The 15,029-nt window shown below is 70.5% G+C and carries 13 protein-coding genes, 1 tRNA gene and 1 pseudogene; 8 read left to right on the top strand and 7 right to left on the bottom strand.

Annotated elements, in window-relative coordinates:
• Positions 1-113: 113 nt before the first annotated feature.
• The 3 genes from ABD361_RS11205 to ABD361_RS11195 all read left to right on the top strand — a co-directional run bounded on the left by ABD361_RS11205 (position 114) and on the right by ABD361_RS11195 (position 2,721).
• Positions 114-689, top strand: coding sequence for a TerD family protein (locus ABD361_RS11205; protein WP_344434821.1), 576 nt, complete (start codon positions 114-116; stop codon positions 687-689).
• A gap of 48 nt (positions 690-737) precedes the next feature.
• On the top strand, positions 738-1,877 hold the full coding sequence (locus tag ABD361_RS11200; protein ID WP_344434820.1) for a DUF475 domain-containing protein: 1,140 nt from the start codon (positions 738-740) through the stop codon (positions 1,875-1,877).
• A 100-nt stretch (positions 1,878-1,977) separates the two neighbouring features.
• Positions 1,978-2,721: a TerD family protein gene (locus tag ABD361_RS11195; RefSeq protein ID WP_344434819.1), complete on the top strand. Its 744-nt coding sequence runs from the start codon at positions 1,978-1,980 to the stop codon at positions 2,719-2,721.
• Positions 2,722-2,817: 96 nt separating this feature from the next.
• On the opposite strand, the gene ABD361_RS11190 is transcribed toward ABD361_RS11195, so the two are convergent.
• Complete coding sequence (locus ABD361_RS11190) at positions 2,818-3,768, bottom strand: TerD family protein (RefSeq protein WP_344434818.1); 951 nt, start codon at positions 3,766-3,768, stop codon at positions 2,818-2,820.
• Positions 3,769-3,980: 212 nt separating this feature from the next.
• Between ABD361_RS11190 and ABD361_RS11185 the strand changes: the two genes are divergently transcribed.
• From ABD361_RS11185 to ABD361_RS11170, 4 genes are all read left to right on the top strand, one after another.
• On the top strand, positions 3,981-5,183 hold the full coding sequence (locus ABD361_RS11185; RefSeq protein WP_344434817.1) for an HpcH/HpaI aldolase/citrate lyase family protein: 1,203 nt from the start codon (positions 3,981-3,983) through the stop codon (positions 5,181-5,183).
• Complete coding sequence (locus tag ABD361_RS11180) at positions 5,180-7,753, top strand: phosphoribosyltransferase domain-containing protein (protein WP_425583194.1); 2,574 nt, start codon at positions 5,180-5,182, stop codon at positions 7,751-7,753. Before ABD361_RS11185 ends, ABD361_RS11180 begins: the two co-directional genes overlap by 4 nt.
• Entirely contained in the window at positions 7,750-8,547 is a 798-nt protein-coding gene (locus ABD361_RS11175; RefSeq protein WP_344434815.1) for an HAD family hydrolase, read from the top strand. Before ABD361_RS11180 ends, ABD361_RS11175 begins: the two co-directional genes overlap by 4 nt.
• A 70-nt stretch (positions 8,548-8,617) precedes the next feature.
• Positions 8,618-9,280: an O-methyltransferase gene (locus tag ABD361_RS11170; RefSeq protein WP_344434813.1), complete on the top strand. Its 663-nt coding sequence runs from the start codon at positions 8,618-8,620 to the stop codon at positions 9,278-9,280.
• A 14-nt stretch (positions 9,281-9,294) separates the two neighbouring features.
• Here the strand turns inward: ABD361_RS11170 and ABD361_RS11165 are convergent, their stop codons facing one another.
• The gene (locus tag ABD361_RS11165) at positions 9,295-9,528 is read right to left on the bottom strand and encodes an FmdB family zinc ribbon protein (RefSeq protein ID WP_344434812.1); all 234 of its coding nucleotides are present in this window, start codon (positions 9,526-9,528) and stop codon (positions 9,295-9,297) included.
• Between the two features lie 14 nt (positions 9,529-9,542).
• Positions 9,543-10,838, bottom strand: coding sequence for a hypothetical protein (locus tag ABD361_RS11160; RefSeq protein WP_344434967.1), 1,296 nt, complete (start codon positions 10,836-10,838; stop codon positions 9,543-9,545).
• Positions 10,839-11,098: 260 nt separating this feature from the next.
• Here ABD361_RS11160 and ABD361_RS11155 point away from each other — a divergent pair.
• A tRNA-Val gene (locus ABD361_RS11155) sits at positions 11,099-11,173 on the top strand.
• A 55-nt stretch (positions 11,174-11,228) separates the two neighbouring features.
• Here the strand turns inward: ABD361_RS11155 and ABD361_RS11150 are convergent.
• The 4 genes and pseudogenes from ABD361_RS11150 to ABD361_RS11135 all read right to left on the bottom strand — a co-directional run.
• Positions 11,229-11,468 (bottom strand): annotated as a pseudogene (locus tag ABD361_RS11150) (tyrosine-type recombinase/integrase); the annotation flags it as partial.
• Between the two features lie 59 nt (positions 11,469-11,527).
• Positions 11,528-12,376, bottom strand: coding sequence for a nuclease-related domain-containing protein (locus tag ABD361_RS11145; RefSeq protein WP_344434808.1), 849 nt, complete (start codon positions 12,374-12,376; stop codon positions 11,528-11,530).
• Between the two features lie 1,294 nt (positions 12,377-13,670).
• Complete coding sequence (locus ABD361_RS11140; RefSeq protein ID WP_344434807.1) at positions 13,671-14,219, bottom strand: PH domain-containing protein; 549 nt, start codon at positions 14,217-14,219, stop codon at positions 13,671-13,673.
• Positions 14,220-14,507: 288 nt separating this feature from the next.
• Positions 14,508-15,029, bottom strand: coding sequence for a winged helix-turn-helix transcriptional regulator (locus ABD361_RS11135; RefSeq protein WP_344434806.1), 522 nt, complete (start codon positions 15,027-15,029; stop codon positions 14,508-14,510).

Here is a 15,029-nt window from a genome sequence, read left to right as displayed (position 1 = left end):
GCCACACCACCGCTCCGGCGCCGTACGCCCCGTCCGGGGAGTGCGGCGCCGGACGTGCACCGAGATTCACCGTCATCTCGGGCAACACCGCAAACTCGGGGAGGAAGCTGCACATGGGTGTCACGCTCGCCAAGGGAGGCAACGTCTCCCTCTCCAAGGCCGCGCCGAACCTGACCAACATCACCATCGGCCTCGGCTGGGACGCGCGCTCCACCACGGGCGCCCCCTTCGACCTCGACGCCAGCGCCCTGCTGTGCGCCGCGGGCCGGGTGCTCGGCGACGAGTACTTCGTCTTCTACAACAACCTCAAGAGCCCGGACGGCTCGGTCGAGCACACCGGCGACAACCTCACCGGTGAGGGCGAGGGCGACGACGAGTCGATCCTGGTCGACCTCACCAAGGTGCCGGCCGCCTGCGACAAGATCGTCTTCCCGGTCTCCATCCACGAGGCGGACGTGCGCGGCCAGAGCTTCGGCCAGGTCTCCAACGCCTACATCCGGGTCGTCAACCAGGCCGACGGCAGCGAGCTGGCCCGCTACGACCTCAGCGAGGACGCCTCCACCGAGACGGCGATGATCTTCGGCGAGGTCTACCGCTACAACGGCGAATGGAAGTTCCGGGCCGTGGGCCAGGGGTACGCGTCGGGGTTGCGAGGCATCGCCCTAGACTTCGGGGTCAACGTTTCGTAAAGCCGCGTCCGCGCGGACCTCCCCGTACAGCAAAGGATTGGGTAGCCAGTGCTCCTGAAAACCTTCGGCTGGTCGCTGGCCGTCACGGCGGTCGGACTGGCCCTGGCCGGCTTTCTGTGGGGGTGGCAGGGGCTGGCGGTCGTCGCGATCCTCTCCGTCCTCGAGATCTCGCTCTCCTTCGACAACGCGGTCATCAACGCGGGCATCCTGCGCAAGATGAACGCCTTCTGGCAGCGGATCTTCCTGACCGTGGGCATCCTCATCGCCGTCTTCGGCATGCGGCTCGTCTTCCCGGTCGTGATCGTCGCCATCACGGCCAAACTGAGCCCCGTCGAGGCGGTGCGGGTCGCCCTGCAGGACCACGACCGCTACGAGCAGCTGGTCACCGCCGCCCACCCCGCCATCGCCGCCTTCGGTGGCGTGTTCCTGCTGATGATCTTCCTTGACTTCATCTTCGAGGACCGGGACATCAGGTGGCTGGGCTGGCTGGAGAAGCCGCTGGCCAAGCTGGGCAAGCTGGAGACCCTTTCCACCGTCGTCGCCCTGGTCGCCCTGCTGATCGCGGCGACCACCCTCGCCACGGCCGTCCCGGTCCACGGCGGCGAGGGCACCATCGACAAGGCCACCACCGTCCTGCTCGCCGGCATCGGCGGTCTGGTGACCTACCTGGTGGTCGGCGGCATCTCCGACTTCTTCGAGAACCGCCTGGAGGAGCAGGAGGAGGAGGCCGAGGAGGAGCAGGCCGGGCCCGCCGCGAAGAGCGGCGCCTCCGTCGTGGGCCTGGCCGGCAAGGCCGCCTTCTTCATGTTCCTCTACCTGGAGGTCATCGACGCCTCGTTCTCCTTCGACGGCGTCATCGGTGCCTTCGCCATCACCAACGACATCTTCCAGATGGCGCTCGGCCTCGGCATCGGCGCGATGTACATCCGCTCCCTGACCGTCTTCCTCGTCCGCAAGGGCACCCTGGACGACTACGTGTACCTGGAGCACGGCGCGCACTACGCCATCGGCGCGCTGGCCGTCATCCTGCTGATCACCATCAAGTACGAGATCAGCGATGTCATCACCGGTCTCATCGGCGTGGTGCTCATCGGCCTGTCGTTCCTCTCCTCGGTGGTGCGCAACCGCAAGGAGGCGGCGGCCGGGGAGGGCTCCGGCCCGAAGGCCGAGGTCCCCTCCGGGGTGTGACCCCGGCACATTTGAGGGAACCCTCTCCACGGGGCGGTCATGAGGATCATCCTCCATGACCGCCCCGCGGCATGTGTGCTCACTGTGGGGGTTTTCGGCGATGGGGATCCGGGAGAAGTTCTTCGGCAACTGGGGGAGTGCGGCCGCGCGCCAGTTCGACGTCGGCGGCACCAGCGGCGCGGTCGAGCTGACCAAGCGCAGGCCGGCGTTCTCGCTGACCAAGCAGGGGGCGGTGACCGGCAATCTGAGGGTCAACCTCTCCTGGCGCATGCGCACCTCGGACTTCGGCGAGCGCCCCGCCTTCGGCTCCTCCCTGCGCCACCCGCTGCGCAAGTTCACGCCCCAGGTCGTCCAGGCCCAGGGCCCGGCGATGGTCAACGTGGACCTCGACCTCGCCTGTATGTACGAGCTGGCGGACGGGTCCAAGGGCGTAGTCCAGCCCCTCGGCAACATACTGGGCAGCATCAACTCGCCGCCGTATGTTCAGCTCAGCGGTGACGACCGCTTCGGCTCCGGCTCGGGCGAGACCATCTACATCAACATGGACCACCGCGACGACTTCAGGCGACTGCTGATCTTCGTCTACATCTATGACGGGACGCCGGCCTTCGACCGTACGCACGCGATGGTCACCCTCTACCCCGGCAACGGCCCGCGCCTGGAGGTCGCCCTCAACGAGCGTGCCCCCGAGGCCCGCTCCTGCGCGGTTCTGATGATCGAGAACATCAAGGGCGAGATGATCGTCCGCCGCGAGATGCGCTACGTCTACGGCTTCCAGTCCGAGCTGGACCGCCTCTACGGCTGGGGCCTGCAGTGGGGCCGGGGGTACAAGAGCAAGGTCTGAACGAAACCCCTGTACCTACCCCGCGCCCGCCCGGCGTACGCCTCGCCGCCCGCCCCGTCCGGCCCGGTGGTGCGGCCGCACGGTGCCGCGGTCCGCTCAGTGCTGCGGCAGGAACTGCGGACCCTGCGGCGGCAGCCGGAAGGCCGGGTCGGGCACCGGGTGGTGCGGCGGGTAGCCGTACGAGGGCTGCGGCGGCGTCTGCTGCGACTGGTGCTGCTGCGGGTACCCGTACGCCGGCCGGTGCGCCGGCACGGCCGGCACCTGCGGGTACGGCTGCGGGTAGCCGTACGCCGGCTGGGGCGCCGTCGCGGGCAGCGGCACGGACTGCGAGGGCGGGGGCGGGACCACCGGCGGCGCCGTGGGCGGCGGCGGGTAGGCGTAGCCCCCGGCCGGCTCGGCCGCGGCACCGGTGGCGGCCGGCCCGGGCGGGGCGACGGCCTCCGGAGCTGCCGGGGCAGGGGTGCGCGCCGAGTCCTCGGCGCCCTCCTCCGGCTCCTCCACGGTGATGCCGAACTCCGTCGCCAGCCCCACCAGCCCCGTGGCGTACCCCTGGCCCAGGGCCCGGAACTTCCAGCCCTCCCCGCGCCGGTACAGCTCGCCGCAGAGCATCGCCGTCTCGTCACCCGTCTCCGGGCGCACGTCGAAGCGCGCGACGGGCGTGGCCTCTGCGGTGCCGGCGCCGGGCTGCGCCGCGTCGTACAGCAGCACGCACAGGTCGTCGACCTGCCCGAACGTGCCGCCGTCCGCCGAGGCGGCCAGCACGACGCGGGAGACCGCCGCCTCCAGGCGCGCAACCTCCACCTCGACGGAGTCCGTCGCCCCCTCGACGAGCCGCTTCTTCGGCAGGTGCCGCACCAGGCCGCAGGGGTGGGTGGGCTGGTTGTAGAAGACGAAGTCCTCGTCGGAGCGCACGCGGCCGCCGTCCCCCAGCAGCAGCGCGGAGACGTCCACGTCCGGGACGCCCGGGCCCGGGGTCCAGCGCAGGACGGCCCGCACGGCGGGGGCCTCGAGCGGGATGTTCGACCCCTTCAGCATGGCGTGCGTCATGTCCGCAATCCTGCCTTCCCGCCGGGTGCCTGGACAACGCAGGGGGTCACCGGCGGACACCCCTTTACCGAACGGCTGCGCGCAGGTCATGAGTTTTTCGCGTACTTGGGGAACTCTTGACCCACCCGCGGACGTACGATAATCGGCCACACTTCCTGGCCGGCCCGGCCGGAGGGACGGCGCCCGGCAGGCCGCGGCAATCGGGGAGAGCTATGAGGCATTTCGGATACCTTCCACCGGAGGTGCGCGGCGGGCTGTTCCACCGGGAGCCGGGCGAGTTCACCGCCGCTTCCCCCGCCCGTACGCTCGCCGTCGCCCTCGGCGCCACCCTCTACGCCCCCGCCACCCGGCCCACCCTCGCCCAGGACGTCCGAAAGCAGGCGCGGCGCGGCGTGGTGTCCATGGTGCTGTGCTTGGAGGACTCCATCAACGACGCCGACGTGGCGGACGCCGAGGAGAACCTCGTCCGGCAGTTCCAGCACCTCGCCGACGGCCCCGGCGAGGGCCTTGGCGACGGCCCCGGCGCCGGGAGTGTGCCCGACCTCCCCCTGCTGTTCGTCCGCGTCCGCGAGCCCGGCCAGGTGGAGGACCTCGTCCGCCGCCTCGGCCCCGCGGGACGGCTGCTGTCCGGATTCGTCCTGCCGAAGTTCACCGAGGAGCGCGGCCTGCCCTTCCTGGAGGCCCTCACCGCCGCCGAGGCCACCTGCGGACGGCGCCTGTACGCCATGCCGGTGCTCGAATCCCCCGAGATCCTGCACCTGGAGACCCGCACCGACGCCCTCGCCGGCGTCTACCGCGCCGTCGACAAGTACCGCGAGCACGTCCTCGCCCTGCGCCTCGGCGTCACCGACTTCTGCGCCGCCTACGGGCTGCGCCGGGCACCCGACATGACCGCCTACGACGTCAAGCTCGTCGCCTCCGTCATCGCCGACGCCGTCAACGTCCTCGGCCGCGCCGACGGCAGCGGCTTCACCGTCACCGGCCCGGTCTGGGAGTACTTCCCGCAGCCCGAGCGCATGTTCAAGCCCCAGCTGCGCCGCAGCCCCTTCGCCGGCCCCGCCGAGGCCCTGCGCACCGCCCTCATCGAACACGACCTCGACGGCCTCCTCCGCGAGATCCAGCTCGACCGCGCCAACGGCCTGCAGGGCAAGACCTGCATCCACCCCTCGCACGTCGCCCCCGTCCACGCCCTCTCCGTCGTCAGCCACGAGGAGTACACCGACGCCCAGGACATCCTGCGGCCGGAAAGCGACGGCGGTGGAGTGCTGCGCTCCGCCTACACCAACAAGATGAACGAGATAAAGCCCCACCGCGCCTGGGCCGAGCGCACGATGCTGCGCGCCGAGGTGTTCGGCGTCGCCCGCGAGGACGTGAGCTTCGTGGAACTGCTGGCCGCGGGGCTCCGCAACGCATGAGCACGAGCACGAGCACGAGAGTGGGGAATACGAACGTGAACGGTGTGTGGTCCGGCCAATGGGTCGCGGACCGGCTGGGCATCGAACTGCGGGGTGACACCGCTCGGCTCCGCGACCTGCTGGGCCTGGCCCTGCGCCGCAACCCCAAACGGGCCCACCTGCTCGTCTCCCACGTCCTTGGCAAGCACGTACCGGTCTCGCCAGCACGGGTGTACGGGGCGGGGCTCGACCTGGGACGGCGCGTACGGGCCGTGCTCGGCGAGGCGGACGCGGCGCGCGCCGTCGTGCTCGGCTACGCCGAGACGGCCACCGGCCTCGGCCACTGTGTGGCCGACGGCCTCGGCCCCGCGCCCTACCTGCACTCCACGCGGCGCGCGGTACGCGGGATCGAACCGGTGGGAGGCTTCGAGGAGGAGCACAGCCACGCGACCTCCCACCTGCTCCTGCCGGAGGACGACGGATTCTTCGCGGGCGACGGGCCGCTGGTGCTCGTCGACGACGAGTTCTCGACGGGGCGCACGGTGCGCAACACGATCGCGGCACTGCACACGCGGTTCCCGCGGGGGCGGTACGTGGTGGCGGCGCTGGTGGACGTACGGAGCGCGCAGGACCGTGCTGCGCTCGATGCGTTCGCGGCGGAACTCGGTGCGAGGGTGGATGTGGTGGCCCTCGCCACGGGGACGGTCCACTTGCCGCACGATGTGCTGGAGCGGGGAGCGGCGCTGGTGCGCGAGGCGCCGTCGCCGTCTGCGGGTGCCGCTCTGCGGCACGATTGCCCACAAACGCGTGTGGATCTGCAATGGCCGTCATCCGTCCCGGACGGCGCCCGTCACGGCTTCACACCGGCCCACCACGCCGCCTTGGAAGCGGCCCTGCCGGAAATGGCAGCCCAGCTGGTCCGCCGCGTTGTGGGCAGTCGTTCCGCAGGGGCGGAACGGGTGGGCACAACGCGGCCGGTAGACGGCGACGGCGCTCAGCCCCCGCGGCGGGATGCCGCTCCGGCCCACGAGCCCGCACCCGGCGACGGCGCTCAGCCCCCGCTCAGGGAACCGCACCGCATCCTCATCCTCGGCACGGAAGAGCTGATGTACGCCCCCCTGCGCCTCGCGCACGAACTTGAGCGGCAGCTCGCAGGGGAGAAGGGCGCCAAAGGCGCCAACGGCGCCACCGTGGCGTACTCCACCACCACCCGTTCCCCCGTGCACCCCGTCGACGACCCCGGCTACGCGATCCGTTCGCGCATCACCTTCCGTACGCGCGAAGGCGAGCGGTACGTCCACAACGTCGCCGGTGCCGGCTTCGACACCGTCGTCGTCGTGGCCGACGACGTCACGGACACCACCGATCTCCTCGCCCAACTGGCCGCGCACGCGCAGCACGTCGCGCTCGCCGTCATCCCTTCCTACATCCCACCGAAGGCCCGCATTCCCATGCCCGAACCCCTCCGTGGTCCCGCCTTCTCCTCCTACGCCCCGGAGGAGGTCGGCTGGCTGCTGCAGGATCTGTCGTCCGTGGAGCTGGAGGCGCCGACCGAGGAGCGGGAGGAGGCCATTCAGAGCGGGGGTGCGCATTATGCGGAGTCGCTGCCGGTGGAGTACCAGCCGAGTGCCCGTTACCAGGAGCTGTACCACGCCGCCCTGGAGGCGTCCGCGCAGCGCCTCGCGCTGGCCGTCGGCACGGTCACGGAGACCGTGCTGGCGGAGCGGTCGCCGCGGCCCGTGCTCGTCTCGCTGGCCCGTGCCGGTACGCCCGTGGGCGTGCTGATGCGCCGCTGGGCGCGTCACGCGCACGACCTGGACGTGCCGCACTACGCCGTCTCCATCGTGCGCGGCCGCGGCATCGACCCCAATGCCCTGCGCTGGCTGGCCGCCCACCACGACCCGGCCGATGTCGTCTTCGTCGACGGCTGGACGGGCAAGGGCGCCATCACCCGCGAACTGGCCGACGCCCTGCGCGACTTCCCCGGCTTCGACCCGCGCCTGGCGGTGCTCGCCGACCCCGGGCACTGCGTGGAGACGTACGGTACGCGCGACGACTTCCTCATCCCCTCCGCCTGCCTCAACTCCACCGTCTCGGGGCTGATTTCGCGTACCGTGCTGCGCGCCGACCTGGTCGGCCCGCACGACTTCCACGGCGCGAAGTTCTACCGGGAGCTGGCGGACGCAGACGTCTCGCGGTCGTTCCTGGACGCCGTCGCCGCCCGGTTCCCGGGCCTGGAGGAGGACGTCGCCCTCGCCGTCAAGGAGCTGGCGGCGGCGGACCGTACGCCGACCTGGGTGGGCTGGGAGGCGGTCGGGCGCATCAGCGAGGAGTTCGGCATCCACGACGTCAACCTCGTCAAGCCGGGCGTCGGCGAGACCACGCGCGTGCTGCTGCGCCGCGTGCCCTGGAAGATCCTCGCCAAGCGCGGCGCCGGCGCGGACCTCGACCACGTGCAGCTGCTGGCGGCCCAGCGCGGGGTGCCGGTGGAGGAGGTGGACGGGCTGCCGTACAGCTGCGTCGGCCTGATCCATCCGCGGTACACGCGCGGCGCCACCGGCGCCGACGGCCGGTCGGTGACCGCCCCGTGACCGTACTCGTCGCGAGCGACCTCGACCGCACCCTGATCTACTCCACCGCCGCCCTGGCCCTGGGCATGCCGGACGAGCGGGCCCCGCGCCTGCTGTGCGTGGAGACCTATGAGCAGCGGCCGCTGTCCTACATGACGGAGACCGCGGCCGCGCTCCTGGCCGAGCTGGGCGCCGCGGTCACGTTCGTCCCCACCACCACCCGTACCCCCGAGCAGTACGCCCGCATCAACCTTCCCGGCCCGGCGCCGGAGTTCGCCATCTGCGCCAACGGCGGCGAACTGCTGGTGCGCGGAGTGCCCGACGCCGGCTGGCGGGCGCGGGTGCGCCGCACCCTGGACGCCGAGTGCGCCACGCTGGCCGAGGTCCACGAGCGCCTCGTGCGGACGGCCGACCCCGCCTGGCTGCTCAAGGAACGCACGGCCGCCGGCCTCTTCGCGTACCTCGTCGTCGATCGCCCCCTGCTGCCGGACGCCTGGGTGAAGGAACTGGCCGCCTGGGCGCAGGAGCGGGGCTGGACGGTCTCGGTGCAGGGCCGCAAGCTGTACGCCGTGCCCAAGCCGCTCACCAAGAGCGCGGCGGTCGCCGAGGTGGCCCGGCGCACCGGCGCCGAACGCGTCCTCGCCGCCGGGGACTCGCTGCTGGACGCCGACCTGCTGCTGGCCGCCGACCGCGCCTGGCGGCCCGGCCACGGCGAGCTGGCCGACATCGGCTGGACGGCACCGCACGTCACCGCGCTGACCGCGCGGGGCGTGGCGGCGGGGGAGGAGATCGTGCGGGCGTTCGGCGAGGGCTGAGGGCCGGGGGCTACGCTCGGTTCCGCATCAGCGTTGTTGTGCTCGTCCAGTCGTTCGACGAGGAGATCGCATGACCGAGATCAAGAGCCCGCCGCTCACGCCCGAGCTGTACGACTACGTGCTCGCCCACAATCCGCCGCTGGACCCCGTGCAGAGCGCCCTCGTGGAGTCCACGCACGCGCTCTTCCCCGGTGACGCGATCAAGCAGGTGGCCCGGGAGCAGGCGCCCCTGCTGGCCTTCCTCGTCCGGCTCACCGGCGCCCGGCGCGTCGTGGAGGTCGGCACCTTCACCGGCCTGTCCGCGCTGGCCATGGCGCAGGCGCTGCCGCCCGGCGGCAGCCTGCTGACGCTGGACGTCTCGCAGGAGTGGACGGCGCACGCCCGCGAGGCGTGGGCCAAGGCCGGGGTGGCGGACCGCATCGAGCTGCGCATCGCGCCCGCCCTCGACTCCCTGCGCGCCCTGCCCGCCGAGCCGCACATCGACCTGGCCTTCCTCGACGCGAACAAGGACGGCTACGTCGACTACTGGGAGGAGATCGTGCCCCGGCTGCGCCCGGGCGGGCTGATCGTCGCCGACAACGTGCTCTTCGCCGGCCAGGCGGCCGACCCCACGGTGACGGACGGGCCGGGGGCGGCGATGCGCGTGTTCAACGCGCACGTCGCCGCCGACCGGCGGATGGAGTCGGTGATGCTCACGGTCGCGGACGGTCTCACGCTCGCCCGTAAGGTCTGAGGTCCCCGTACGGCTCAGCCGCAGCAGCCGCCCCCGCAGCAACCGCCGCCGCCCGCGCGGGGTGCGGCGGGGGCGGAGGACGAGGCGGAGGAAGTGGACGAGGTGCCGGTGACGGCGACCGTCGACAGCAGCTTCACGGTGTCGGTGTGCCCGTCCGGGCAGGTGGCGGGCGCCGAGGACTCGGCCATCGGCCGGTTCAGCTCGAAGGTGTCACCACAGGCCTTGCAGCGGTATTCGTAACGAGGCATGGCGGCAGGATAAGTCAGCCCCGCCCGGCCCCGCGCTCGTCCCGGATCTCCTGCACCACGCGGGCGGCCGTCCGCCGTACCGCCTCCGTCTCGGTCAGGAAGTGCCACCAGTCCGGGTGCCGGCCCTGCAGCCCCTCGACCGCCCGCTCCAGCCGGGCCACCGCCTCGTCCAGCGGGCGCGCGTGCCGGGGGTCGGGCGTGCTGCGCCCGGCCATCGCCAGGCGCTGGGCGTCGCGCAGGGCGAAGCGCGTGCGCTCGACCTCCCCCGTGTGGTCGAAGGACACCTCGTCCAGCCGGCGCAGCCGCTCCCCGGCCGCCGAGACGCCCTCGTCGGTGGCGTTCAGCAGGGCCCGTACGGTCGCCAGCAGCGCCGTGGCGTCGGCCCAGCGCTGATCGTCCCGGGCCGACCGGGCCTGCGCCAGCTTCTCCTCGGCCTGGGAGACGGCCCGTTCGGCCTCGTCCGGCACCTGCTGCAGGTCCTGCCAGCAGGCGGCGCTGTAACGGCGGCGCAGCTCGCTGAGCACGGGGGCCACGCCGGCCGCGCGCGTGGTCAGCGCCTGGGCGCGGGTGCGCAGGGAGACCAGCCGCTTGTCGATCTCCGCGGCCTTCTGCGGCAGCCGCTCGGCCTCCTCGCGGACCGCCTCCGCCTCCCGCTGCACGCGTTCGGCGCGCTGCAGGGTCTCGCGGACGCCGTGCCGGCCGGCGCCCTCGTTGAGCCTGGTCAGCTCGGGGGCCAGCGCGGCCAGCCGGGCGGCGAGGTCGTCGGCCCGCAGGCCCGCCTCCCGCGCGCCGTCCAGGGCGCCGGTCGCGGCCCGCAGCTGCTGCCGGGCCCGCTCGACGGCGGGCGCGAGCTGCGCCAGCTCGTTCTCGGCGCGGGTCAGCAGCGGGCCGAGGGACTGCGCGAAGCGGTCCAGGTCGGCCTTGGCGCACACCAGCTCGTCCCTGGCCCGGGTCAGCTCGGTGCGGGCGCGCGCGGCGGTGGAGGGCTCCAGGTCGTCGCGGTCCAGGTCGTGGGCGTCGACGGCCGTGATGTACGCGGCGGAGACCTCGTCTATGCGCCGGCCGAACGCCTCGAAGTCGGCGGCCGCCTTGCGGGCGGCGGGCGAGGAGTCGGCGGCCGTGATCGTCTCGATGGAGATCCGCAGGTCGCGCTGGGCGGTGTCCAGCTCGTAGAAGGCCGCCGCGGCCGCGTCCTTCGCCTCCTGCGCCTGCGCCCGGTTGTTCTCGCCCCGGCCCCAGCCCCAGCGGCGGGTGCCGCCGCCGGCGAAGGCGGCGGCGAGGGCGATCAGGGGCAACGGCAGCAGGACCATCACGGCGGTCTCCCGGACGGCGGCGGCCAGCGCGGTACGTGCAGTGCGTGCAGTACGTGCGACGGTCCCTCTCACGTGCCCTCTGCCTCTCCCGTTGGATCGCCCCAGGTCCGGGAGAGCCATTGTCGCAGCCCGGCTCGCGACGACGGGCTCGCCCCAGGTCGCGCACCCCGACGTCCCCGTTGCCGCACGGCGGATGCCCCCCGATGTGTGGTTTGCGGGGACCGGGGTGGGGCAAGGTAGGCTGTCCACTCATGCCAGGGCGCATAGCTCAGCGGTAGAGCGCTGCTCTTACAAAGCAGATGTCGGCGGTTCGAACCCGTCTGCGCCCACCAGCGCGAAGGCCCCCAGCCGATCAGGGTTGGGGGCCTTCGACATCCACGGATGACATCAACGGCGACGACCGAGCATCCGGTCCAGGTGCGCGATCGCCTCGCGCTTCAGTTCGTCGGGGACGTGGGTGTAGACGTCCATGGTGACGCTGATCTTGCTGTGCCCGAGGATCTCCATGGCCATCCGAGGGTGGACGTTACCGACCGCGAGCAGCGTGGCGGCGCCGTGCCGGGCGTCGTGGATGCGGATCCGGGGGAGTCCGGCCTTGGCCGTCAGCCGATGGAAGGACCGCAGGATGTACGCAGTCATGACGAACGACAGCTCACCTGACGGTAGAGCCGAGTTCATGCCCGTCGTCAGGCATCTGCCCAAGCGCTCCGATGACGGGCGATCGTGTACAGGGTCTCGATTTCTTCTGGTGTGAGCTGTCCCGTCACCGGAGCAAGGCTCACCACGTCCTTCTCCCTCCAGACCCTCACATCACCGAGAGTCGGTGCGGTCTCCAGCCTCGCAACCCCGACGAACACCAAGGCCGGTTGGACCTGTACGGACTTGTGGCTGTACCGCGCCAGGACCCGCTGAACTCGTTGGGCTTCAGCACGGACCTTCCGCGTGTATGGATGAGGTGGCCCGTGGTTGATCTTCACGGAGTCGTTGCCCACCCAGACGTTCGATCCCGGGAAGTGCTTGCTGTTGATGTTGAAAACTCCGCCAGGGCCTATCAGGAGGTGATCTATGTCCACCGAGTTGGGCAACAGGATCGAATGCAGTACATGCCACCCGTGACTGGATAAGCGATCAAGCTCACGCCCCACTCGGCGCTCGCCAACCAGGCCCAGCCGCCAGGAACTCCACTCCGACTCGCGACGCAACAGCCAGGTGACCAGTTGGTCAATGCGGCCGGGCCCTTCGGTGTCGAGCTTCGCCTTGAGGGCCGCCCCCGGGCGGTTGCTAGCGAGGTCATCGGCTGGCGTGAGGGGCGCCAATGATCGCTGCTTCTGACGCGGTGACGTTGCGCGATGCCCATTCGGTTGCGGCAGGTAGGGAGCGAGCAGCTCCAGCACGGCGGCCCTGTGCTCCTCACGTAGGACCCTCAAGTCGCCAGTCGCGCGGTCGAGCCATGCGATGACCATGCCGTCGAAGGTTTCTACATACAGCCGATCTCTGCCCGAACCAGACCGCTCCCTGATCTTGAGATCGCTCAAGCCAGCCCCCCGGCGTCTGCCCATCCCCCCTCATATGGGAGCAGCCACGGCACATGACCACAAGATGGCCCGCGCGGTCAAAGTTTCTCTACACTCCATCAAGCACCCGTCGTCGCTTCGCTCCTCCGGGCGGGCGCGGGCGGCTGGCGGCGCCCGCGCTCATGTTTCCGCCCCGCTCGGCGCCGCCGGCCGCCCGCTCCCGCCCAAGAGGCAGGCACACGGGCATGAGGTCAGAACACGTCGTGGCTGGGGCGGTCGGCTCCGCGACTTTAGCCAGCCACTTTGGCGCGAGCCTCGAAGATCACGGCCCCAACGTCGTGCTTTAACGGGCAGGTCAACAGACTGCCCGACGCGCCGGAAGCTTACGGGGCCGTGATCACTCGCGCCAAAGCAGCTCCTGGCCAAAGTCGCTACGCCGACCTCGTGGCTACTCAGCGAGCCATACCGAGCTAAGGCGCTTCATCAACCACGATCTTTGTCGAGCCCAAGGGCTCTAACTACGGCCGGAACGTCATCCGTCTTGCACTTCGCCAGGGCCCTCCGGCCGAGGTCCCAACGGCTGACCTCACGCACCAGCGGGGTGAATCGGAGCTTGAGAGCCGTGATCAGGTAAGCCCAGATTGTCATCGAGCGGCCTCCGCGCAGGCCAAAGAGGCCCGCAGGTAGGTCCACTTGAGAACAAAGGATGCTCGTGCACGCCTGAAACGGCGCACTTCCGAAGCTGGGCACACCAAGTGGTCGGAACATCGATGCTATCTGAGACACACGACCGCCATAGCGATCCCAGGATCGGTCCCCGTAGGGCAGCACCCGCGACCACCGAAGCACGTGCCGGGCCGCCTCTGGGCCGTCAAAGGCCACTCAACGACGACCAACGCTGACAACCACTGACAGCTAAGTCGCAGATCGCAGCGTTGATCGACTATTCGGCCGCAGGCCAGAGACCCGACCCTTCACTTCTTCCTCTTCTCGGGTCACCGCCCACCCGTGACCCTAGCCGCAGCCACTGACAACGGGTTGCTCATGAAAAGCCAGTGGGTGTCAGCGCCGGGCCGTCTCTGGGCCGTCCGAGGCCGCTCGGCAGTGGCCAGTGACGACCGACAACAACCACCAGGCATACGAGCCCACCGCCCCTGACCATCGAAAACCCAGCTCGCCAAGATCCCCGGGAAGACCCAGGGCAAGAGGAAGTAACTCCTACTGGCCAAGCCCCTTACCTGCTGGCCGTCCGTTGGTAAGGGGCTTCCCGGTGGGCTAGGCTCGTCGAGCGCTAGGTCCACATTCGCTGGTCGGCCTAGAGGCTGTCGAGGATCTTTGTCCGCCGATCCCGGTACTCCTCATCCGTGATCGCACCGGCCGCGCGCAGTTGGTCCAACGTTGCCAGACGTGATGCGATGTCGCTGGCGAGAGCAGGCATGGGCGCCGACACCGCGGGGGCCGGGGTGCTCAGTGCACCTCCATTGGCGATCCGCATGCGCAGATGATCCGAAAGTGCTTTCCCTTGGTCCTTCGGGACCTGCTTGATTTCCGCCTTGTTGCCCGACGCAAACACCGTGAGCGTCCCCATCAGCATGCCGCCCGACCATTGCACGGAGCTGATCCGGCTGTACGGAAAATCTTCCACCTGCTGTCCGAGCAGCCCATGAAAGAAGAACACCAGGCGCTGGTTCGTCATTGCCAACAGACCGTTGCCTTTCCCGTAGATACCCGTGGCGAGCATCTCTACGGTCTCGTCCTCCCACAACACCTCGGGAAGCCGCTGGATCTCTCGCTTCGCCCCGACGGTGCTCGACAGTTTTGACGCGGCCGCGTCGATGTCCGGACGCACATTGAACGTCGTCATCACCCTCCCCCTTCTCGATCTCGCCCGGATGGTAGCGAGCCTGAGGCAACGGCACACGAGGAATGGCAGAGGACGCCCGCTCCAGGGCCACCCACGTGGCAAGCGAGGCTGACCAGCGCTCCGGGCCACTGACCAACCTCCGCACAGCTAGGGACCAGAAGGCTTCCGACATCGACGGATGACATCAACCATGACGGGCGAGGGCGCACACCAGCGTCTCTGCCTGGCCGTCCCACCAACCGGCGGGAGAGATCCGAGCGGACTCGAATCGAACTTACAAAGCAGATGTCAGTGATTCGAACTCGTGTGCGCCCACCCAGACAACAGCTGCACCGCAGCTGTCGAGGCCCCTCGTCCACGATGGACGAGGGGCCTTTTCCGCTTTGCCATAGGTGTCAGCGGTCCTCGGCGGCGTCCCAGGCCGCGCGCGGCGGCGATGGCGGGGCGGTGGGCGATCGACCAGTCCGCCAGGGCCTTCACCAGGTGGGTGAGGCTGTGCCCCAGCTCCGTCAGCTCGTACTCGACCTGCGGTGGGACGGTGGGGTGGACGGTTCGGCTCACCAGCCCGTCCCGCTCCAGGCGCCGCACGGTGAGGGTGAGCATGCGCTGCGAGATGTTGCCGGGGATGGCGCGCTGGAGCTCCTTGAAGCGCCGTATCCCCGAGGCGAGTTCGACGATCACGTAGACGGACCACTTGTCGCCCAGCCGGTCCAGCACGTCCCGCACCCCGCACTCGTCCTGCGGCGTGTGGCAGATGATCACGGGTTCGTCCGGGGCGGGGGCGGTTACCCCGGTGTGCCCTGCTGACAT

It is taken from the genome of Streptomyces luteosporeus, assembly GCF_039532865.1.
Classification (GTDB): domain Bacteria; phylum Actinomycetota; class Actinomycetes; order Streptomycetales; family Streptomycetaceae; genus Streptomyces; species Streptomyces luteosporeus.
The sequence above is the reverse complement of the archived record's forward strand: the minus strand, read 5'-3'. Positions and strand labels throughout refer to the sequence as shown.